We start from the raw sequence: 20342 nt of genomic DNA, 5'->3' as shown, positions 1-20342 counted from the left end.
CCGGCCTGTCGTCCGCGCCCAGATCCGCGCATGATCGATGGGTGAGCGCACGGGAAGCTGGCTATCGCGTGTTGATCACATAGGCCTGGCCAGTCTCCCGCACGTCGAAGCCGCCAAGCGCGCCGAGGCTGTCGAGCACGGCCTTTGGGTCGGAGAGCTGGAAGCGGCCGGCGACGCGCTTTTGCAGCAGCGCCTGGTCACGGACGAAGATCGGTTTGCTGGACCAGCGCTCCAGTCGTGGCAGGATCTCGGCCAGCGGCATGTCGGAGGCTTCCAGCCAGCCAGTGCGCCAGGAGGCGGCCGTGTCGAGATGGAGTGGAGCTGGCGGAGCGATGGCGCCGTGGGTCAGCGATGTTTGATGCGAGGCCGGGACTAGGACGCTGGTCGATCGGTCCAGGGCCGTGTCGAACCGGACCAGTCCACGCTCGACCTCCAGGTCCACTCTTTCCCGATTTAGCGCGACATCGAAGCGCGTGCCCAGAACCGTCACCCGTCCGCCGCCCGCCGCGACCACGAAGGGACGAGTTTTGTCGTGCCGGACGTCGAACAAGGCCTCGCCGCGCTCGAGTGTCACCTCTCGCCGCGCGCCGCCGATCTTCACGCGGATGCGGCTCGCGCCGTTCAGGGCCACGGTCGAACCATCAGCCAGGGCCACATCGCGGACCTGACCTGCGGCGGTCTCGTAGGTCCGCGCTGGGCCGAGGGCGAAGCGGGCCAGGGGCCAGGCCAGGATGACGCCGACGACGAGCGCGGCCGCCAGGGCGGCGAACGTCGCCACCGTCTGGATCGAGCGGCGAGGGACGGCGGGTAGCCGTGCGGGGCGATCCTGCAGGCGCAGGGCGTGGGTCACCACCTCGTCGGCGCAGGTGGCCCACAAGGCGTCGAACTTTTCCTTGCGACCGGGCGCGGCGTCCAGCCATTCCGAAAAGGCGGTGACGTCGACCGGCCCGCCAAGTTGGCGGGCGACCCACAGCGCCGCGTCCTCTTCGTCCTGGTCTATCGACGGATCGTTCATTCCGAGCCCTTGGCCCCGTCAACCGGGGGCGCGCCCTTGTGTAGCGCCAGCACGGCGCGGGCGACGTGCGCATCGACCGCGGCGGGGCTGATCGACAGCGCCTCGGCGACCGCTTTGGCGGACATGCCGCGCAACCGACGCATTATGAAGACTTCGCGACGCAGGGGCGGCATCTGTTCGAGGATTTGTGAAACCCGTTCCATGCGCTCCTTGTGCAGCAGGGTGGTTTCCGCCGACGGTTCGTCGGTCGAGATGTCCTCAGCGGCGGGGAGGGCTTCCTCGGCCCGCCGGGCCCGGAACCGGGCGCTGTCGACGATCAGGTTTCGAGCGATCTTTCGGAGCATCCCGCCCATGTTGAGGATGGGATGGGCGCTGTAGCCGGCGAGTCGCAGGAAACTATCCTGAACTACGTCCTCACTCGCGGAATGGTCTCGCAGGTGGCGGTAAGCCAAGCGGTAGACATTCTCGCGGTAGCGACGATATGCGACTTCGTCGAAATGCACGCGATGCCCCATCAACTGAATTTTGGCGGATAGCACCTCGCCATGTCGCCTTCGTGACGGCGGACAATCGCTCCCGTCCGCCGCCATGGGAATCACGGAGGTCGGGCCGGTCGGAGGAGGCTCGGGACAGCCGGCGATGTGCTCAGCCGCCTGCTCCAGGCGCTTCTTGAGTTTGTGGGAGGTGAAGTTCTTAGCGCGGGTGTTCCCCGCCTTGAACTTGCCGCCGTCGTCACCCTCGCCGCCATCGTCCTATGGCTGCGGTAAGTATCCACGCCGCCTAGCCCGTCTCGGACTTCCTTTAACTCGGCGGTGCGTTTCTTCAGCGACCGATCGCTCGGATCCGCCAGGCCGTTTTCGATCACTATAGCTCGCTTGAACTCCAACCCATCGAGGGCGCCTTTCGTAAAGTCGCCGTGTCGGTGGCGGACCGAGTCCGCGAGGGGCCTTCGGACCAAGGCTCTGGCCGACTGATACACTTTGATACAATCCGTCTCACCCTTGAGACGCAGGCCTTACGGACGGGACTCACATTGCAGGAACGGACGGCGTGACCGTCTTTCCTCAAGGAGATACCCAATGTCCAAGTTCACTGTCCTCGCCTCGGCGGGCCTCGCCATCGCCCTGACCGCCGCCTCGATCGCTCCGGCCGAAGCTGGAACCCGGGCCCGCGGCACCTCGATCCAGGGCTCCAACGGTTACGGCGCGACGCGCTCCACGGCGGTCTCGCGCACCGCGACCGGAACGGCTTCGACCCGTTCGACCCAGACCAACGCCGGCTACGGCGCCACCACCTCGCGGGCGTCGACCCACAGCAATGGCGCCTATCAGAGCTCCAGCCAGACGTCGTTCAACAACGGCGCGTCGATCCAGCGTAGCGCGTCGGCCCAGGCCAACGGCGACGGCACGGCCTCCTACAGCGCCTCGCGCACCGGCGTGAATGGTCAGACCTCCAGCGTCTCGGGCACGGTCAGCCACTCCGGCCCGCAATAGAGCGCGGATGGGCAGGAACCGCGCGGGGGCTCGCCCCCCCCTCCGCGTGGTTCCGCTTTTCTTTTCGCAGCAGGAGATCATCATGACCTCGCACTGGTCGGCCTTCGGGCTCGCGGTTCTGATCGGACTAACCTCAAACGCCTCGGTGCTGGCGGCTCCGGCGGCGCCCGAGGCGTCGATCAAGCTGTTGTCCGGCGCCGACATGAACCATGACGGCTTTGTCAGCCTCGCGGAGTTTCTCGCGGCCCGCGCCGCGCGCTTCGACGATCTGGATCGTCGTCATCTGGGCTACCTGTCCATGGAGAGCCTGCCGCCGTTCGTCTCGCGCGATACCAGGATGAAAGCGAACCTGCGAATACTGATCGCGGGCGCGGACGCCAACCATGACGGGCGCGTGACCCGAGCCGAATTCGTGAACGCCCCGACGCCGGTGTTCACGCTCGCGGATGCGAATGGCGATGGCAGGGTCGACCGCGCCGAACTCGCCGCCTTGAAAGCGCGCTGATCATGTTCCATCACCCTGCCGCGTCGTTTGGCGGTCCCGCCACGCAAGCCCCCTTGGCCTTGCTGATCACGATGGCCCTGGCGGTGGTCGCGGAGGCGGTCTGGCGCGTCGCCATCACGCGAAAGGGCTATGATCGCATCGGCGCCGCGGCGAGCCTTGGGATTGGCGCCGGCAATCTGCTGTTCGGCGGCCTGAGCGCCGCGGCGCTCGCGGGTGTCTTCGCCTTGGCCTGGCGGATGGCGCCCGTACGATGGCCTCTGGAGGACTGGCGAACCTGGGCGGTCGGGTTTCTGGCGGTCGAGTTCGCCTATTACTGGTTCCACCGCTTGAGCCATGAGGTGCGCTGGCTTTGGGCCAACCATGCCGTGCATCACAGCGCCACCGAGATGACCTTCCTATCGGCGGTCCGGCTGGGATGGACGAACCTGCCGTCGGGTGGCTGGGCGATCTATTTGCCGCTCGTGCTGGCCGGATTCCATCCGAGCCTGGTGATCGGCCTGCTGGGGGCGAACCTGCGCTATCAGTTCTTTCTACACACCGAGGCGGTCGGCCGATTGGGGCCGATGGAATGGATATTCAACACGCCCGCGCATCACCGCGTTCACCACGCCAGCAACCTCGAATACCTGGACCGTAACTATGGCGGCGTCCTGATCGTCTTTGACAGGCTTTTTGGCACCTTCGCGGCCGAACGAGCGGACGCGCCCATTCGCTATGGACTGGTTCATCCTGAACCTTCGCGAAATCCGCTGCGGCTCGCGCTGGGCGAATGGCGGCGGCTTCTGCGCGATCTTGGCCGGGCAAGAAGCTTTCGAGCCGCGATGAGCGCCGCCTTTGGCCGCCCAGCTTGACGTCGAGATCGAAGTTCCGATCGTTCTAGGCCCCTCTGGAAAGCCCGCAATGAACCGTTCCACCCTGGTCGCTATTGTCGAGGATGATCCCGAAATCCGGAGAATGGTCGCGGATCTGCTTCGGCGGGAGGGGTATGAGGTCGAGGTCTGCGGCGACGCGGCGCAGTTCGATCGCCTTCACGCGCAGCGGCGCGTGGACCTTGCCGTGCTGGATGTGATGCTGCCTGGCGAGGACGGGTTGTCGATCTGCCGCCGGCTGCGCGCCGACGGCGTTGTCCCGGTGCTGATGGTCACCGCCAAGGGCGAGGATATCGATCGAATCATCGGGCTGGAGATCGGTGCGGATGACTATCTTTCAAAGCCGTTCAATCCCCGAGAGCTCATAGCCCGCGTCAAAGCCATTCTCCGACGCACTCGCGACGCCCATTCACCCACACCCTCGCCCCCCCGCGAAGTGCTGGGGTTCAACGGCTGGCGTTTGGACACCGCGAGCCGGGATCTGACGACGCCGGATGGATCGCAGGTCGACCTCACCAGTGGCGAGTTCGACCTGCTGATGAGTTTCTTGCAGCACCCTCAACGGGTGCTCAATCGCGACCAACTGCTGGACTGGACCAAGGGGCGCAGCGCGGCTCCCTATGACCGCAGCATCGACGTGCAGTTGAGCCGTCTGCGCCGCAAGCTCGCGACGCAGGCGGGCGGCGAGGCGTTGATCCGCACGGTGCGCGGCGGCGGCTACCTGTTCGCGGCTAGCGTCGGCCGTATCTGAATGATCAGGCCGTTCGACAACCTCTCCACGCGAATGGCCGCCATACTGGCGATCGGCCTCTTCCTGGTTCTGTCTCTAGTGATATGGCTTCTCGTCGTGCCGGTGTTTCGCGGACAGGCCGGAACCATGGACATGCCTTTGCCACGGGAAACCTTGGCGATCGCCGAGGCCCTGGAAGGCGCGACACCCGCTGAGCAGAACCGTATTCTGCGCGCGGTCAACAACTCGGTGATTACGGCCTATCTGGCGCCGACTTTTCCGCCCAGCGGCCGGCGCGAAATTGGCCCTCCGCCAGGGCCCTTGGGGCCGCTCTTCAAGGGCTATGCCGACGCCCTGAGCGACCGGGAGTTTCGGATTGATCTGCGTCGGGGCTATTGGCTGGCCTATCTTCGCCACGGCGAGGCCCAAGGATGGCCGGTCCGGATGTCCTTGCGCCTGCATGACGGCAACGTCCTAATTGTCGAGCGCAAGCCCTCCCGCGTCGTGCGGACATTCATTATTCGCGCCTTGCTGCTCTTCTGCGGGATCGTCGCGGTTCTGGCCGGGGTCCTTGTCGTAACGGTGCGGCAGACCGCCCGCCCTGTCAGCGACCTCGCGGCGGCGGTGAGGCGTTTCTCGCTGGCCATGGACGGACCCGACCTGACGCCTTCGGGGCTCCGGGAGATCCGCGATCTCAGCAGCGACTTCAATGACATGAAGCACCGCATTCGCGATCTGGTGGATCAGCGTACTCGGCTTCTCGCGGCGGTAGCGCATGACATGCGCACCTACATGACCCGGCTGAGGCTTCGCATCGAGTTCATTGAGGACGCCGATCATCGGGAATGTGCCGAGCGGGATATCGCCGAGATGGCGCTTCTTTTGGATGACACCCTCATATTCGCCCGTGACAATGCCTCGCCGCCGCGCCTCGAACATTTTGACGTCGGGCAAGAGTTGGCGGCGTTGGTCGCGGCGCGACCGCTCGATGGCGAAAGCCTCGAATTCACGCCTGCGGGGGAAGCCTTGCCGTTCCACGGCTCCCGTCAGTCCGTGCGCAGGATGGTGGGAAATCTCATCGACAACGCTATCCGCTACGGAGGCGCGGCACGGATCTGCGCGTGGCGCGATGCGGACCGCATTTCCATCGAGGTGGCTGATCGCGGTCCCGGAATCCCCGAGACGGACTTGCAACGAATGCTGGAGCCGTTCGAGCGCCTGGAGCCTTCACGCGGGCGGAGCTTGGGTGGCGCGGGTCTTGGCCTGTCCATTGTAACGGCGCTTGCTATCGCCCAGGGAGGGGCATTGGCGCTGCGCAATCGTTCGGGCGGCGGGCTCCTGGCGACCATCACCCTGCCGATCGGGCAAGGCGATGGGCGTGAAGGCGTCTAGGGCTATTTGGAACCTCTTGCTCAAGCCTGAGACACCGGATGTAGGCGGCTCCTACCGCGGCTACGCTTCAGTGAGTAAGCTTGCTACGATCAAGAAAGATTCAAGATTGTAGGCAATGTCCAAGACTCCCCCTCCACACTTGCAGCAAAGAAGAAATCGGTCCGTGGCCGACCGGGTCGCGCTGGACCTGGCCTATCTAATCGAGACGGGCGTCTACAAGCCCGGCGATCGCCTTCGAGAAGTCGAGCTGTCGGAGCGGTTCAAGGTTAGTCGCGCGCCGGTGCGCGAGGCCCTGCGCATCCTGGCGACCCGCTCGGTTGTGCACATGGAGCCGATGAAAGGCGCCGCCGTTGCGCGGCTGTCCGACCAAGAGGCGCGCGAAAGCGTCGAAATCAGCGCGGTGCTGTTCGGGCTCGCGGCGCGCAAGGCCGCCGCTGCACGAACTCATGATGATATATCAGCGCTTTGGCGGCAGGTGGAACGACTGGAGGCGATGGCGGGCGAGGGGATAGAGCCTCAGGAGTTCTTCCGCCAAACCCTGCGCGCCGGTCTTGTGGTGCTCGACGTCGCCAGGGGAAGTCGGCTTCGGTCGCTGATCCTGGACGTACGGACGGGCGCCGCGCACAACTTCGGTCCCTACGGCTTCACCACGGAGGCCTTGAGGACTCGGGCCGCCCAGCGCTGGCGGGACCTCGTCGACGCCATTGTGCGGCGCGATGGGGACGAGGCCGACCGTCAAGCGCAACTGACCCACGTCGACTCCCTGACCGCCGCCCTGAAGGTGACGACATAAATTGTCGACAATTTATAGACAGTAGCTATCCTCTTGGCATAGCCTCCTCGGCATAAGGCGCGCAGACGCCGTGAGGGAGGGTGACGATGAGACGAGCTTGGACGGCCGCGGCCGATGAAGGGGCTCGCCGCCAAGGCGCGGCGCGCCAGCGAGCCATGTTGGGCGGCGTCGCATTCGTCGTGCTGGCGGAGCTTCTGGCTGCGGGCGCGGCGCATGCCCAGGCCGCTGGCGATGTCGGCGAGGTTGTTGTCACCGCACGCCGCCGGGCAGAGCAATTGCGCGACGTCCCCGCGGCGGTCACCGCGATCACCGAGGCGGATCGTCAGGGCCTCGTGCTCGACCGCATGGAGGACTATCTCCGACAGGTGCAGGGCGTGACCCTGGTCACCTCCGGTCCGGAATATCTGAACGACATCTCGATCCGGGGGCAGGGCAGCGGCCGCGTCGGGTTCACGGAGACCGCCACGGGGCTCTATCGCGACGGCCTGTACAGTTCGGGCGGCGGCTTCGGCGGTCGATCGCTGACGCGCATGGACCTGTTCGATAATTCTCGGGTCGAGGTGTTGCGCGGTCCGCAGGGCGCGCTGTTCGGGCGCAATGCCGTCGGCGGCGCCGTCAACGTCATCTCCAACGCGCCAAAGCCCGACTTCGGAGGGACGGCCACGGTCCGTCGGTCGGATCCGGACCGGACCGACTTGGAGGCGATCGTCAACCTGCCCCTGGGCGACAAGGTCGCCGCTAGGCTCGGCGGCTTCATCAGCGACCAGCACGATGGCTTCATCGTCAATACGACGACCGGAGACTTCACCGACACCCAGGACTCGAAGGGCGCGCGGCTGACCATCGAGGCCCGGCCCTCGGCCAAGGTCACGCTGGGGGGCATGGCCGAGTATTACGATAGCAGCGCCGCCGGTTTCACGGGCCTGGCCCGGAGTCCGACGCTTGATCCCGGGCCGGACACGCGGGCCAACCAGAACAGGGAAGGGCGGACCAACATCAAGGAAAAGGGGGTATCTCTACGGGCCGATGTTGATCTGGGCTGGGCCGACATGGCCCTGCGTGCGTCGCACCGCGAGCGCGACGGCGCCCGCACGAACGAAGATGACGATCACTTCGTGGGCCTGTCGCTGACGGACGTGGCTCCCGGGGCGGCGGTCAGGTATCCGGACTATTCTCGGCCCCAATCCGAAAACTACCGGAGGGATGTGCTTCAAGCGACCTTCGCGTCAAAGCACGGTGGCCGCGTCAGCTGGCTGTTCGGCGCGGAGTTCCTGAACTCCAGGGACAAGGTCGTGACCGAGCCGCTCGATTGCCCCGCCTATACTGGGATGGCGCAACCCGAGACGCCCGGCTGCTTTGTCGGGACCGCCGCCCTCGGCGCGACGACCACCTTCTCGGCGGCCGCGCGGCAGGCTGGACGCGGCACGATGAACCACGACACCTTCAACGAGACTGTCGACTCGGTCTCGCTGTTCGGGGCGATCGAGGCGAAGCTGACCGAGCGGTGGCTGCTCGGGCTGGAGTTGCGGGCGCAGCACGACAGCCGCGATTACGACTTCCAGCGGTGGTCCGAGGATCCATTGGTCTATTTTGGATCCGGAGCTGTCCCGACGGGGTTGCTGGCGCCCATCGGCGGTTCCGGCGCCGCCACGGTCCAGTTCTGTCCGCCGACCCTGGCGGCGCCCGCCTGCGCGGCCGGGAACGAAACGGCGACCATCCGCACGGGCTTCGACAATAGCTTCTACACGCCGACGGTGTCGTTGCGCTGGAACCTGGCGGACGAGCAGAACATCTATTGGCGCTTCGCCACCGCTTATCGGTCGGGCGGGTTCAACACCAACCTGCCGCCGTCGGTGACCCGCGCCCTGCTGCCGCGGATCCTGCGTTACGACGCCGAGTACGCCTACAACTATGAAACCGGCTGGAAGGGGCGTCTATTCGGCTTCAACGCCGAGGCCGCCGTCTACTACACCTGGACCAATCAGGTTCAGGTGGTCACAGCGCCGTCGGCCGGATCGAGCGGCTTCATCCTGTCCAACGCCGGCGACGCCCATGTCTACGGCTTCGAGGCCGAGGCGCGCCGTGTTTTCCGGGTCGGACCTGGACGGCTGGTGACACGGGTGTCCTATTCGACGTCCGATGGCGCGTTCGAGAAGGGCGCCAGCCAGATCAGCCAGGGCGTGACGATCGACTTGAACGGAAAGCAGGTTCCGCGCCTGCGCGACGCCCAGGTCACGGCGAACCTGCTCTACACCCAGCCGATCGGCCGCCTGCGCGGCTTCGTGGGCGGCAGCGCCCAGTACGCCCACGGCGGCTTCGAGACGCCCGACAACAGCCGGGCCTATGCCGGGTACACGCTCTACGACGCCCGTATCGGCGTCGAGGGGCGCAACTGGCGCTTTTCCGTCACCGGCCGAAACCTGAGCAACGAGCGCTATGTGCTCAACGTCGTCGGAACGGCCGAATTCTGGAACCAGCCTCGCATCTACGGTGCGGAACTGACCTTACGCTACTGAGCGCCGGAGCAAGGATCGAACAGATGAAATCCATTTTGGTCGCCATGGTCGCCGTGTTGGCGCTGAACTGTCATACAGCTTGGGCCCAGGAAAAGGCCGGTCCGGCCGTGCGGAACCTCCACGTGGGCGGTGTCGACCGGAACTATCTGCTCGATGCGCCGGTCAATGCGTCCAGTCCGGTTCCTCTGGTCATCGCTCTGCACGGCGGCGGCGGCAACGCTCGCACCATGACGCCGCGCTGGCTGGACACGGCTCGCCGGGAGGGCTTCGCGGTGGCCTTCCCAAACGGCCTTGGGCGCAACGCCAACATGGGGACCTGGAACGCCGGTGGATGTTGCGGCTTCGCGATGACCTCGGACACCGACGACGTCGCCTTCATTGGCGCGATGATCGACGACATCGCCCGCGACCATCGCATCGACCTGACTCGCGTCTATGTGACGGGCCTGTCCAACGGCGGCATGCTGACCTACCGCGTCGGCGTGGCGCTGGCGCCGCGCATCGCGGCCATCGCCGTCGTCTCGGGCGCGATGTTCGGGGACGAGACGCCGCCGGCGACGCCCGTCCCGGTGCTGATCATGCATGGCGAGCAGGACGATATCGTGCCGTTCAGGGGCGGGACCTCGCCGATGGCGCTCGTGGGCCGCTCGCAGGCGCGGCCGTTCCGCGACGTCGCTTACGCGGTGGACTTCTGGCGGCGCGCCGATGGCTGCGTGGACGGGCCTTCTGTGGAGGCCAAGGGCGACGTGACGGTCGAGACCTACGCCAAGTGCGCCAAGGGCGGGGAGGTGGTCCTGTATCGCCTGAAGTCGGCCGGCCACACCTGGCCGGGACCGGCGCGCGACGTCGGGGGGCTGGAACGGGCCCGCTATGACCAGGTCGACGCGACCGAGGTCATCTGGCGGTTCTTCAGCCGCAACGCGCGTCGAAACTAGGGTCCGTTGGAGTTAAGCCGATGCATCGTCGTCATCTGATCAAGTCCGCGCTCGCCGCCTCGGCGCTCCTGCCGTCGGGAAGCGCGCTGGCCGCCCTGGCTCAACAGGCGCGTGATCCGTTCCAGCGCGCCTTCTTCTACGCATTTCCGCTCTATGAGCAGGCGCGCATCGAGCAGGAGCGAACGGGCGCGATCGGGAAGGCCGGCAAACTAAACGTCATCTCGCACCGGTCCCAACTGATGGACCACACCTCCCACCAGGTCACCGCGCCCAACAACGACACCATCTATTCGTCGATCTTCCTGGAGCTGTCGGGCGGCCCGGTCGAGCTGACTGTCCCAAGCTCGACCGACCGCTATTTCTCGCTGGCCTTCATGAGCGCCTTCACGGACGTGTTCGCCTATGTCGGCACGCGGGCGACCAAGGGGCGTGGCGGTCGCTACTGGATCGTGGGGCCGACCTGGAAGGGCGCCGCGCCTGAAGGGGTCAACCTGATCCGCTCGCCCAGCAACGATGTCTGGGCCCTGATGCGCACGCTCGTGGATGGACCGGCCGACCTGGCCGCCGCCCAGGCCTTCCAGGGCGGGCTGACGCTGAGCGTTCCGGCGGACCGTCCGCCTCCGCGCGGCTTCGACGCGGCCGCCGGCGATGTGAATGATCCCGCGCGGTTCTTGTCGCTCGTCAACGAGGTCATCGCCCGCTCTCCGGGCGGAGGCGGCCAGTTTCCCCGCGCGCGCCAGTTCGCCGCTCAGGGGATCGGCGCGGCGGACCTGCCATCCCAGGCGCTCTTGGACCGCTGGCGCGCGACCATTCCTGGCGCGCTGGAGATTCTGCGCGAAACCTTCCGTTTCCGCGACTATGCGGTCGACGGATGGAGCTACCAGCCTCCCGGAATCGGAGACTTCGGCGACAACGACCAACTGCGCGCCGCGGTGGCGCTGGGCGGTATCGCGGCGCTCGGCGAGGAGGAGGCGATGTACTTCCACGCCAACTTCGACGGCGGCGGAGAGCCTCTGATGGGGACGACGTCTTATCGATGGCGTGTGCCCCCGGGCGGCGTGCCGGTCGACGCCTTCTGGTCGCTGACCCTGTACGAGGTCACGCCGGAGGGGCGTTATTTCTTCACCGAAAATCCGATCGGCCGATACGCGATCGGAGACCGCACGCCGGGGCTGATCAAGGATCCCGACGGCGGCTTCGAGATCTTGATCCAGCGCGATCGTCCGCAAGGCGCCGAGGCGGCCAACTGGCTTCCTGCTCCCGCGGGGCGCATGCGCCTGGCTCTGCGCGCCTATCTGCCGCGCAGCGAGCTCAGGAAACGGTCCTGGCGGGTTCCGCCCCTCCGGCGAGCGGACTAGCTCCCGGCGCGCTAGAGCTAGAGCATTGTCCGATCCAGCTGGATCGGTGAAATGCTCTAGTCCTTTGTTTTAACGCATTTTCTGACGACGAACTGGTATCCACTTCGTCGGAAAATGCTCTAGACATGCGCCGACGCGGCCTGCCGGGCGCCTTACGATTGAGGCCTCTAAAGGTTGTCGCCATGCGCTGGTGGCTGGCGGCGCTAGGTCTCGCCGGTCAGGTCCCGCCGAACCTTTTCAAGCTCCTCGGCGTAGCGCCGCGTGGCGTGGGCCTCGGACACCAGGCCGATGACCCGCCGTTCGGCGTCGACCACGGCCAGCTCGTCGGCCTCGGTGCTGTCGAACGCGCGCATCACGTCCTTGATCGACTGCTCCGGCGTCAGAGCCGCGTCTGGATTGACCGCCAGCGCCGACACAGGTCGCTCGTCGCCGCCAGGCTCGGCATAGGCCAGGGCGGTGACGATCACTCCGGCGTAGTGTTCGGCTTCGTCGACCATCACCACCCGCCGCGTCGAACCGAGAGGAAAGCGACGGCGAAACTCCGCCAAGGTCGTCGCCGACGACGTGGTCTGGACGTCCTTGCGCATCATCCGGCCCGCTGTCAGCGGCCGCAGCCAACTGACGTCATGGGCGCTGCGGATGGTCTCGCCGCGTAGGTGCAGCCGCCAGGTCGAGAAGGAATAGCCGAAGGTTTCGCGCACGATGGTGCTGGCGATCAGCGAGGCCACCAGAGCCGCGGCCGTCACCGAAAAGTCGCGCGTCGCCTCCAGGACCAGGAACGACATCGTCAAGGGGCCGCCGACCACGGCCACCGCCAAGGCCGCCATGCCCACCAGGGCCGCCACGGTCGGATCCAAGCCCGGCAACCACGGGGCCAGCACGGACAGGGCTGAGAAGATCTGTCCGATCAGCGCGCCCAGGAAGAGCGAGGCGAAGAAGAGCCCGCCCCGAAAGCCAAAGCTCAAGGACAGCACCGAGGCCAGGGCCTTGAGGGTCACCAGCATCAGCAGGGTCTTGAGGCCAAGGTCCGAAATCAGATCCAGGTGCAGCGCCCCGTGTCCGGACGACAGGGTCTGGGGCGTGATCATCGCCAAGCCCGCCAGCGCCACGCCCCCCGCGGCGGGACGCCATCCACGCGGCAGGCCGCTACGAGCCACGCCGCGCTCGGCCACGGCCACCAGACGCATCAGGCCTATGCCGACCGCCGCGCAGGCCAGGCCCAGGAGGGCGTAGAGGCCATAGTCGAGCCAGGACTGAATCGCCGGGGTCGTCGTCCTTAGCAGATAGGGAATAGCGCCCATGCGGCCCGCCACCAGCGCCGCGGCCAGGGTCGCGGCGGCGACCGGCGCCAGGTTGGCGACGGTGTAGGCTCCGATAACGATCTCGAACGCGTAGAAGGCGCCCGTGAGGGGGGCGCCGAACGCCGCGGCGATGGCCGCGCCCGCGCCGGCCCCCACCAAGGTGCGCATGTCGGCGCGGCGCAGGTTGAGCTTCCGGCCCGCGAACGAGGCGACGGCCGCCCCGGCCTGCGCATAGGCCGCCTCCAGCCCCACCGAAGCGCCAAAGCCGTTGGAGATCAGGGTCTGGACACAGATGAAGGCGCTGTCCTTCAGCGACAGGCGACCACCGTGTAGCGCGTTGGCCTCGACCGGGTCGACGGCCGGTCGCGGCCTATAGGTCAGCCAGGACCAGGTCAGCGCGCCAAGCACCAGCCCGCCCAGTGGAATTGACAGCACGCGCCAGGGCGCGATGGCGCTCTGGGCGCTCAGTCGCTCATCCAGATTGATGCCGAACAGCAGCCCTTGCAGCCCATGGGCGAGCTTGGCTTGCAATACCGCCAGCGCCCCCGCCGCCGCGCCGATCAGGACCGCTACAGCGATCAACCACAGTTCGCTGGACCGAGTGCGTCGACGCAGCCAGCCCAGCCAGCGAGTCGCGGAGGGGGCGGGCAGGGGGAGCGGCAGGGGCATGATAGGCTCGACAAGCGGTGGATCGGTAACCCAAGCCGCGCGCCGGCCGCGCCCGCGGAAGCGCTTGCCAGCCTGATAGTCGGCGTAAGTTCTACTAACGCACTGCGTAGCGGGTGCGGGAAGACCTCGTCAATGAGGCTGGGAGACCAGGGATGGGCCATAAGGAACGCCCCAAGTGTCCTGACGGCGCCTTTGGTCCCTCCGACGCCACGACCTTGGCGTTGATCGCGGTGATGATCGGCGTGCTGATCGTGGGCTCTGGAATTTTCTGACGCCCGCGTGGGCAAGCGAGGCGCCGCGCGGACAGCAAAAGGGGGCCGCTCGCGGCGACCCCCTTCGCGCCGATCCGGCGATAATCGCCGGTCGCTAGCGACTAGAGCATTTTCCGATCCGACTGGATCGGTGAAATGCTCTAGCCCTTTGTTTTAACGCATTTTCTGACAACGAACCGGTGTCCACTTCGTCGGAAAATGCTCTAGAAACGATATTGGCCAAACAGGCCGATCTCATCGTACGTGCCCTTGTTGGTTCCGCCGATCACGCCGTTGGACGTGCTCAGCGTGCCGTTCTCGACGCTGTCGCGCTTATAGACCAGCGAGAAGTCGACAATCTTGGCCGGGCTGTAGGTCAGGCCGATGTTGTAATAGTTGTCCTTCTTGTTCGAAGCGGTGTCGTCGTTGGGCTTGACCCAGTCATAGCGGCCAAAGGCGGCGAACTTGTCGCTGAAGCTGTAGGAGCCGAACACCGAGTAGCCATTGGCCTTGTCTTCGGCCACGGTGGTGACGTTGTTCCAGTCCTTGGCCGAGAAGTATTCGACGCCGAACCGGTATTGTTTGGTGGCGTAGGCGGCCAGGGCGTTGAAGCGGGTGGCCGTGTGCCGGACGTTGGTCGCCCCTTGAGTGTCCTTGCCCAACTTGCCCGAATAGCCACCGACCGCCAGGGTCAGGTGATCGATCGGGGTGACGCTGAGGCGGCCCTCGATATCCATCCCTTTTGAACGCAGCGGGGCCTTGTAGCCGGCGCCGTCCGTGACCGACACGGCGTAGTTGACCTTGCCGCCGGCGAACTTGCCCGAGGCGTGGACACCCCAGTCGGCCGAGGTGCCGAACTTGGTGCGGTCGATCAGCGTGTTTTCCACATAGCGATAGCCATACATGTCCTCGGCGAAGGGCACCCAAGGCAGGTCCGTCGAGCCCAGCTTGATGACAAGCGCGTCAGAGACCTTGGCCTGCAGGTAGGCCTTCTTGATGTAGAGCTCGGTGGCCGAGATCGCCGATGAATACTGGAAGTCGGTGGTGACGTTGCCCGAGAACACGTCGTTGAACTTGTGATCGACGCCGATATAGAACCGCTTGATGTCGAAGCCGGTGCCGCTGGGCGCGACCTTGGCGCCATTGGTCTTCTGACTGACGTTCGAGACGTCATAATACATCCGGCCTGAGATCACCGTGTCGTCGGTCCAAGCCTTCTTGGGCTTGGGCGCTGCGGCGGCGACCGCGGTGCTGACCTGGGTCGGGATCATCTTGATCTGCGCGTCGGCCTTGGTCTGCACTTCCTGCACCTGGGCGCTGGCGGCTTGCGCCTGGGCTTGAGCCTGCTGGGCTTGGCCCCGGGTTTGGGCCTGAGCGGCTTCCTGCGCGTTGAGGCGCTCGGTCAGGGCCTGCACCTGCGCCTTGAGGGCGGCCAGTTCGGCGGCCTGGGCGCTCGGCGCGGCCACCCGATGCTTCTTGGCCGGCGCGGCGTTGGCGGGCAGGGCGGCGCTAGCGGCCAGAATGGCGCCAAAAGCTGCTCCGGCAAGCAGCGACATCTTGGACTTCATGGAAAAACCCCTCGTTTGCCCTCCCTTTGCTGGGTAGGGTCAAAACGGGGTGTTAGTTCAGCTTGATGACAGTTAGATGTAAGTTGAACTTAACGTCGGGCTTGGCGAGGGGGCGCTGCGATTGAAGAGCGCTGGCTGGCGTGCGGGTCCCTGGGCGCGGCTTGCTGGCACGCCGCGTCCAGGACGCCTTCAATGCACTTGGGCGAACGCCGGAAAATCAACCCGATGCGGCGCGCCGTAAGACCCGCGCGCGCCAGGCGCCGGATCTCGGCGATGTCCTCGTTGGAGAGGACTTCCAGATGGGACGCGGCGGTGCGTCGCCGCGGGACAGCCTTGCACTCCGCGAACACGCGGCCCAGCCACGCGACAAGGAGTCTCTCAGCGACTGTTCCCCCAATTTCAACGGGTTCGCCTGCCTCGTCGAAGGTTTCCACCACCACGCCGCGCTCAAGGAGACTCGCGATCAGAGCGCTCATGTCCTTGGCCGGACCGTCGAACACGTCGAGCGACCAGACGCATAGGCGGTCGCCCGCGCCGAGGGACTCCAGACGCTCGCTGACCCGGCGGCGCGCCGCGTCGCTCGGGGTCTCCTCGATCGTGTAGTCGTCCGGGCGCAGCGGTATGATCCGCAACACCTGGGCCTCCAGGCTGGGGAAGCCGCCGCCGAGCTGAACATAGGCTAAACGCATGCCCAAAGGCTGGGGATCGTGTCCGAGCATGTCAAGTTCAACTTACAATGCTTGGCGGGCCGACGCGTGACATTTCGCCGTTGTCGTGAAACCGTCTCAGCTCTGTCGTAAAGCTTACTGGGCTAGGACGTGGAGACGCATGTTGCGAGCACACCGTTTGGAGCGCCTCGGCGCCCACGCGATCAACCTGGGCCTCGTGGCCGCGGGCCTCGCGGCGCGTTGGGCGCTCGATCCCGTGTTCGGCGCCAATCACGCCTATACCGTCTTCTACCCCGTCGTTCTGGTCAGCGCCTATGTGCTGGGCGCCAGGCCCGCCGTGGTCGCCGCGGTGCTTTCGGCGGCGATTGGCTATTTTCGCTTCGCCCGGCCCGAGTTCGAGATCAAGACGGACCTCGACTCGCTGACCTCGCTGCTGTTCTTCGCCATGACCTCGGCGGTGGCGATCTATTTCATCACCGGCATGTCGCGCGCTATGGCGGCCACCAAGGCCGCGCAGGCCAAGGCCGAGGAACTGGCCCAGGCCCACGCGAGCCTCTTTGGCGAGTTGAACGAGCGGGTGACCAACCATCTGCAACTGGTCGCGGCGATCCTGCAGCTTCAGGCGCGCGACGAGCCCGATAAGGCCGTGGCGCGCGCCTTGGCGGAGGCCTCCGCCCGCACGATGCTGATTTCAAAGACCCATCGCAGCTTCTCTAGCGAACCTGGCGACTTGCTCGACTTCGACGCCTTCGCCCGTCAGTTGCTCGACGCCACCCTGTCAGCGCGCGAGCACCCGCCCGTGCGCATCGAGTTCGAGCGCGGCGGACTATGGCTTTCGACCGAGCAGGCCACATCCGTGGCCCTGGTGCTTCTGGAGTGCCTCAATGTCCGCCTGGCCGCCGCCGATCCGGGCCTGATGCGCATCAGCCTGCGCGGCGACTGCGGCATGGGTAGGCTGCGGATCACCGAGATCGAACGCCCGCTCGACCCGCTCCCGGTATCTGGCCAGGACACGGCCATGCTCCAGGCCATGGTTGAACAGCTGAGGGGGCGCTTCAGCTCACGCAGCGCCGCCGAGGGGCGTGTCTCCGAATTGACCTTTCCGTTGGAAGGCGGCGCCTACGGCCTGCGCGACGCGCCCTCGACCCTGCACTAACCGGGGAATTCGATCCGAGTCATTGTAAGTTCAACTTCCTGCGTTAGACTCGATCACCATGTCAGACAGACCACCGCCCTTTACCGCTCTGCGCGCCGTCGAGGCCGCCTCGCGCCACCGCAGCTTCACCTCTGCGGCGCGCGAGCTGCAGATCACCCACAGCGCGGTCAGTCAGTCGATCCGCCGGCTTGAGCTGGATCTCGGCACGCGTCTTTTTGAGCGCAGGGGTGGAGCCATGGAGCCGTCCTCGGCGGCTCTGCGCCTAGCCCAGACCTATTCCGAGGCTCAGGAATCGCTGAGTCGAGCCATGCGCGAAGTGCTGGGGCCGAGGGCCGGCGCGATCCTGGGCATCGCCATGCCGGCGCTCCTGGGACGGCTTTGGTTCTCCGCCAAGATCGGGCGGCTCAATGAAGCCTTGCCTGATGTCGAGGTTCAGGTCTCCACGCGCGAAGGCGGGGAGGGCGCGGACATCGCCCTGACCTGGAGTCCGAAGGCGGTCAAAGGCGCTCTGTGCGAGCTCTTTTATCTGCCGATGTGCGAGCCGGGCCTGGCCGCGAAGCTCGATGGCGCCCACCCGAAGGTCCTGCTCGGCTCGCCGCTGATCGCCGACATGCCCGACAGCTGGAGTCTATGGGCGGCGCGCTGGGCGCCGAGCGGAAAGGCCCCGCGCGCCCACCTCTTCGACGATCCGGCCATGGCGCTGGATGCGGCGGTTCAAGGCGGCGGGATCGTGCTGAGCAGCGTGTTCGCCGCTGAGTCCTATCTGGCCTCGGGACGCCTGACGGCCTTGGGTTTGGAGGTCTCGGCCGGACAGTGGCTCACGGCGCGCGTCCAGGCCTCGCCGGAGACCGCCGAGGCGGCCGAGCGGTTCGTCATGTGGCTGCGCCTGGAACTGCGTCGCAGCCAGGCCCTGGCCCAAGGCCATTCGCCGCGCGGCGAATGATCATTTGTTAGATCATCTTACGGCGCGTCATGTGACTGTTATATTTTCCGTCTAATTCCCAATCCGGGGGCGGCCTTCTGCTGGCGCCCGAGGAGATGACGGATGTTGAAGAAGCTCGCGGCCGCCCTGGGTGTGGCCCTCCTGGCCGGCACGGCCGCTCAAGCCGGTGACATTTCGGGCGCTGGCGCCACCTTCCCCGCGCCGGTCTACGCCAAGTGGGCCGAGACCTATAAGGCTCAGACGGGCACTGGCCTGAACTACCAGGCCATCGGCTCGGGCGGCGGCATCAAGCAGATCAAGGCCAAGACCGTGGCCTTCGGCGCTTCGGACAAGCCGCTGAAGCCCGAAGAGCTGGACGGCGCGGGCCTGATGCAGTTCCCCACCGTGATGGGCGGCGTCGTGCCGGTCGTGAACCTGCCGGGCGTCAATCCGGGCCAGCTGCATCTGACCGGCTCGGTCCTGGCCGACATCTATATGGGCGCGATCACCAAGTGGAACGACCCGCGCATCGCCGGCGCCAACAAGGGCGTCAAGCTGCCGGCCCTGCCGATCACCGTCGTCCACCGCTCGGATGGTTCGGGCACCTCGTTCCTCTTCACCTCGTACCTGTCGATGAAGAGCCCGGCCTGGCAATCGAAGGTCGGCGCCAGCGACTCGGTGCAGTGGCCGGTGGGCCTGGGCGGCAAGGGGAATGACGGCGTCTCGGCCTTCGTCAAGCAGACGATCGGCGCGATCGGCTATGTCGAATACGCCTACGCCAAGCAGAACAAGGCCACCTACGTCCTGGTGCAGAACAAGGCCGGCCAGTTCCCGGCTCCGACCGCGGCCAACTTCGCCGCCGCCGCCGCCGGCGCCGACTGGGCCAAGGCCCCGGGCAACTACCTGCTGCTGCTGGACGAGCCGGGCGCCAAGTCCTGGCCGATCACCGGCGCGACCTTCATCCTAGTCTACAAGAAGCAGGACGACGCGGCTCAAGGCCAGTCGGTGCTGAAGTTTTTCGACTGGGCCTATAAGAACGGCGACGGCGCGGCTGGCGCGCTCGACTACGTGCCCATGCCCGCCTCGGTGAAGACCATGATGCGCAAGCAGTGGGCGGCGATGATCAAGGGGCCGGACGGCAAGCCCGTCTACGTCTCCAAGTAAGCTTCCGACCTCGACCTTCTACCGGGCGGGAGACCTGCGCTCCCGCCCATTTCCTTTAGCGGAAACCCATGGCCGACATCCCCCTGACCGCGCCAAGGCCGAGCAGAACCGCCTCCAAGGGCGCCTGGTTCGACCCGATCTTCCAGTTCGCCTGTCTGTCGGCCGCCACCTTGCTGCTGGCCGCCTTGGGCGGTATCATCGTGTCGCTGGTGATCGGCGGCTGGCCGGCCCTTCACAAGTTTGGCCTCGGCTTCTTGACCAGCACGACCTGGAACCCGGTGACCGAGGTCTACGGCGCGGCCGGACCGATCGCCGGCACCCTGATCACGTCGGCCCTGGCCCTGCTGCTCGCTCTGCCGATCGCGCTGGGCGTCTCGGTCTTTCTCGTCGAGTTCTGCCCCAAGCGCCTGGCCCAACCCATCGCCATCGCCGTGGAACTGCTCGCGGGCATCCCGTCGATCGTCTACGGGATGTGGGGCCTCTTCGTGCTGGCGCCTTGGTTTGCCCTGCACGTCCAGCTCCCGCTGATGATGAACATTCCGGCTGGCTCGATCTGGGAGAAGGTGTTCTACGGCGTGCCCAACGGCGCCAACATTTTCACGGCCTCCCTGATCCTGGGGGTGATGATCCTGCCCTACATGGCGGCGGTGTTCCGCGAGCTCTTCCTGACCGTACCGGCCCAGGTGCGCGAAAGCGCCTACGGCATCGGCTGCACGCCATTCGAGGTCATCCGGTCGGTGACCATTCCCTATGTGCGAAGCGGCATGGTCGGGGTGGTCATGCTGGGCCTGGGTCGCGCCCTAGGTGAGACCATGGCCGTGACCTTCATCATCGGCAACGCCCACGGCCTGCCCCAGTCGTTGTTCGACAGCGGCTCGACCCTGGCCTCGACCATCGCCAACGAGTTCACCGAAGCCACCGGCGAGCTGCACACCGCGGCCCTGACGGCGCTCGGCCTGGTCTTGTTCGTCATCACCTTCAGCGTGCTGGCCATCGCCCGGGCGCTGTTGTTGCGCCAACGCTACGACTGAGGGCCG

The 20342-nt window shown here is 66.2% G+C and carries 18 protein-coding genes and 1 pseudogene; 13 read left to right on the top strand and 6 right to left on the bottom strand.

Going from position 1 to position 20342, the window contains the following annotated elements:
- Window positions 1-61 precede the first annotated feature (61 nt).
- The 3 genes and pseudogenes from ACW175_RS12900 to ACW175_RS12890 all read right to left on the bottom strand — a co-directional run.
- The gene (locus tag ACW175_RS12900) at window positions 62-1015 is read right to left on the bottom strand and encodes a FecR family protein (RefSeq protein ID WP_492104844.1); all 954 of its coding nucleotides are present in this window, start codon (window positions 1013-1015) and stop codon (window positions 62-64) included.
- Window positions 1012-1518 carry an RNA polymerase sigma factor gene (locus tag ACW175_RS12895; RefSeq protein ID WP_492104843.1) on the bottom strand — a complete coding sequence of 169 codons (507 nt, stop codon included), beginning with the start codon at window positions 1516-1518 and terminating at the stop codon, window positions 1012-1014. The genes ACW175_RS12900 and ACW175_RS12895 overlap by 4 nt, the downstream gene beginning before the upstream one ends.
- A 129-nt stretch (window positions 1519-1647) precedes the next feature.
- Window positions 1648-1746 (bottom strand): annotated as a pseudogene (locus ACW175_RS12890) (hypothetical protein); the annotation flags it as partial.
- A gap of 348 nt (window positions 1747-2094) precedes the next feature.
- On the opposite strand from ACW175_RS12890, the gene ACW175_RS12885 reads away from it, so the two are divergent.
- From ACW175_RS12885 to ACW175_RS12845, 9 genes are all read left to right on the top strand, one after another.
- A complete protein-coding gene (locus ACW175_RS12885) occupies window positions 2095-2508 on the top strand; it encodes a hypothetical protein (protein WP_492104842.1) in 414 nt (137 codons plus the stop codon).
- Window positions 2509-2590: 82 nt separating this feature from the next.
- Window positions 2591-3013, top strand: coding sequence for an EF-hand domain-containing protein (locus ACW175_RS12880; protein WP_492104841.1), 423 nt, complete (start codon window positions 2591-2593; stop codon window positions 3011-3013).
- A 53-nt stretch (window positions 3014-3066) separates the two neighbouring features.
- Window positions 3067-3864 carry a sterol desaturase family protein gene (locus ACW175_RS12875; RefSeq protein WP_492104840.1) on the top strand — a complete coding sequence of 266 codons (798 nt, stop codon included), beginning with the start codon at window positions 3067-3069 and terminating at the stop codon, window positions 3862-3864.
- 49 nt (window positions 3865-3913) lie between these two features.
- Window positions 3914-4633: a response regulator gene (locus ACW175_RS12870; RefSeq protein WP_492104839.1), complete on the top strand. Its 720-nt coding sequence runs from the start codon at window positions 3914-3916 to the stop codon at window positions 4631-4633.
- Window positions 4634-6004 (top strand): ATP-binding protein, encoded by a 1371-nt coding sequence (locus tag ACW175_RS12865; RefSeq protein ID WP_492104838.1) that lies wholly within the window; start codon window positions 4634-4636, stop codon window positions 6002-6004.
- Between the two features lie 163 nt (window positions 6005-6167).
- Window positions 6168-6797, top strand: coding sequence for a GntR family transcriptional regulator (locus ACW175_RS12860; RefSeq protein WP_492104837.1), 630 nt, complete (start codon window positions 6168-6170; stop codon window positions 6795-6797).
- An 86-nt stretch (window positions 6798-6883) separates the two neighbouring features.
- Entirely contained in the window at window positions 6884-9313 is a 2430-nt protein-coding gene (locus tag ACW175_RS12855; RefSeq protein ID WP_492104836.1) for a TonB-dependent receptor, read from the top strand.
- A gap of 23 nt (window positions 9314-9336) precedes the next feature.
- The gene (locus tag ACW175_RS12850; RefSeq protein ID WP_492104835.1) at window positions 9337-10248 is read left to right on the top strand and encodes a CE1 family esterase; all 912 of its coding nucleotides are present in this window, start codon (window positions 9337-9339) and stop codon (window positions 10246-10248) included.
- A gap of 20 nt (window positions 10249-10268) precedes the next feature.
- The gene (locus tag ACW175_RS12845; RefSeq protein WP_492104834.1) at window positions 10269-11606 is read left to right on the top strand and encodes a DUF1254 domain-containing protein; all 1338 of its coding nucleotides are present in this window, start codon (window positions 10269-10271) and stop codon (window positions 11604-11606) included.
- A 203-nt stretch (window positions 11607-11809) separates the two neighbouring features.
- On the opposite strand, the gene ACW175_RS12840 is transcribed toward ACW175_RS12845, so the two are convergent.
- From ACW175_RS12840 to ACW175_RS12830, 3 genes are all read right to left on the bottom strand, one after another.
- Window positions 11810-13576 carry a chloride channel protein gene (locus ACW175_RS12840; RefSeq protein ID WP_492104833.1) on the bottom strand — a complete coding sequence of 589 codons (1767 nt, stop codon included), beginning with the start codon at window positions 13574-13576 and terminating at the stop codon, window positions 11810-11812.
- Window positions 13577-14051: 475 nt separating this feature from the next.
- Window positions 14052-15395 (bottom strand): porin, encoded by a 1344-nt coding sequence (locus tag ACW175_RS12835; RefSeq protein WP_492104832.1) that lies wholly within the window; start codon window positions 15393-15395, stop codon window positions 14052-14054.
- 89 nt (window positions 15396-15484) lie between these two features.
- Window positions 15485-16114: a recombinase family protein gene (locus tag ACW175_RS12830; protein WP_492104831.1), complete on the bottom strand. Its 630-nt coding sequence runs from the start codon at window positions 16112-16114 to the stop codon at window positions 15485-15487.
- 109 nt (window positions 16115-16223) lie between these two features.
- On the opposite strand from ACW175_RS12830, the gene ACW175_RS12825 reads away from it, so the two are divergent.
- The 4 genes from ACW175_RS12825 (at window position 16224) to pstC (ending at window position 20336) form a co-directional block, all read left to right on the top strand.
- On the top strand, window positions 16224-17219 hold the full coding sequence (locus tag ACW175_RS12825; RefSeq protein ID WP_492104830.1) for a DUF4118 domain-containing protein: 996 nt from the start codon (window positions 16224-16226) through the stop codon (window positions 17217-17219).
- A 58-nt stretch (window positions 17220-17277) separates the two neighbouring features.
- Window positions 17278-18162 carry a LysR family transcriptional regulator gene (locus ACW175_RS12820; protein ID WP_492104829.1) on the top strand — a complete coding sequence of 295 codons (885 nt, stop codon included), beginning with the start codon at window positions 17278-17280 and terminating at the stop codon, window positions 18160-18162.
- A 102-nt stretch (window positions 18163-18264) separates the two neighbouring features.
- Entirely contained in the window at window positions 18265-19305 is a 1041-nt protein-coding gene (gene pstS / locus ACW175_RS12815; protein WP_492104828.1) for a phosphate ABC transporter substrate-binding protein PstS, read from the top strand.
- Window positions 19306-19373: 68 nt separating this feature from the next.
- Window positions 19374-20336: a phosphate ABC transporter permease subunit PstC gene (pstC, locus tag ACW175_RS12810; protein ID WP_492104827.1), complete on the top strand. Its 963-nt coding sequence runs from the start codon at window positions 19374-19376 to the stop codon at window positions 20334-20336.
- The last annotated feature ends 6 nt before the right edge of the window (window positions 20337-20342 follow it).

The organism is Caulobacter sp. FV1ye6ST (assembly GCF_058681225.1).
The sequence above is the reverse complement of the archived record's forward strand: the minus strand, read 5'-3'. Positions and strand labels throughout refer to the sequence as shown.

Coding starts and splice junctions, on each gene's coding strand:
- ACW175_RS12840 (WP_492104833.1), bottom strand. CDS start 13,576: ATGCCCCTGCCGCTCCCCCTGCCCGCCCCCTCCGCGACTCGCTGGCTG.
- ACW175_RS12820 (WP_492104829.1), top strand. CDS start 17,278: ATGTCAGACAGACCACCGCCCTTTACCGCTCTGCGCGCCGTCGAGGCC.
- ACW175_RS12845 (WP_492104834.1), top strand. CDS start 10,269: ATGCATCGTCGTCATCTGATCAAGTCCGCGCTCGCCGCCTCGGCGCTC.
- ACW175_RS12825 (WP_492104830.1), top strand. CDS start 16,224: ATGTTGCGAGCACACCGTTTGGAGCGCCTCGGCGCCCACGCGATCAAC.
- ACW175_RS12855 (WP_492104836.1), top strand. CDS start 6,884: ATGAGACGAGCTTGGACGGCCGCGGCCGATGAAGGGGCTCGCCGCCAA.
- ACW175_RS12900 (WP_492104844.1), bottom strand. CDS start 1,015: ATGAACGATCCGTCGATAGACCAGGACGAAGAGGACGCGGCGCTGTGG.
- ACW175_RS12865 (WP_492104838.1), top strand. CDS start 4,634: ATGATCAGGCCGTTCGACAACCTCTCCACGCGAATGGCCGCCATACTG.
- ACW175_RS12885 (WP_492104842.1), top strand. CDS start 2,095: ATGTCCAAGTTCACTGTCCTCGCCTCGGCGGGCCTCGCCATCGCCCTG.
- ACW175_RS12835 (WP_492104832.1), bottom strand. CDS start 15,395: ATGAAGTCCAAGATGTCGCTGCTTGCCGGAGCAGCTTTTGGCGCCATT.
- pstC (WP_492104827.1), top strand. CDS start 19,374: ATGGCCGACATCCCCCTGACCGCGCCAAGGCCGAGCAGAACCGCCTCC.
- ACW175_RS12870 (WP_492104839.1), top strand. CDS start 3,914: ATGAACCGTTCCACCCTGGTCGCTATTGTCGAGGATGATCCCGAAATC.
- pstS (WP_492104828.1), top strand. CDS start 18,265: ATGTTGAAGAAGCTCGCGGCCGCCCTGGGTGTGGCCCTCCTGGCCGGC.
- ACW175_RS12880 (WP_492104841.1), top strand. CDS start 2,591: ATGACCTCGCACTGGTCGGCCTTCGGGCTCGCGGTTCTGATCGGACTA.
- ACW175_RS12850 (WP_492104835.1), top strand. CDS start 9,337: ATGAAATCCATTTTGGTCGCCATGGTCGCCGTGTTGGCGCTGAACTGT.
- ACW175_RS12830 (WP_492104831.1), bottom strand. CDS start 16,114: ATGCTCGGACACGATCCCCAGCCTTTGGGCATGCGTTTAGCCTATGTT.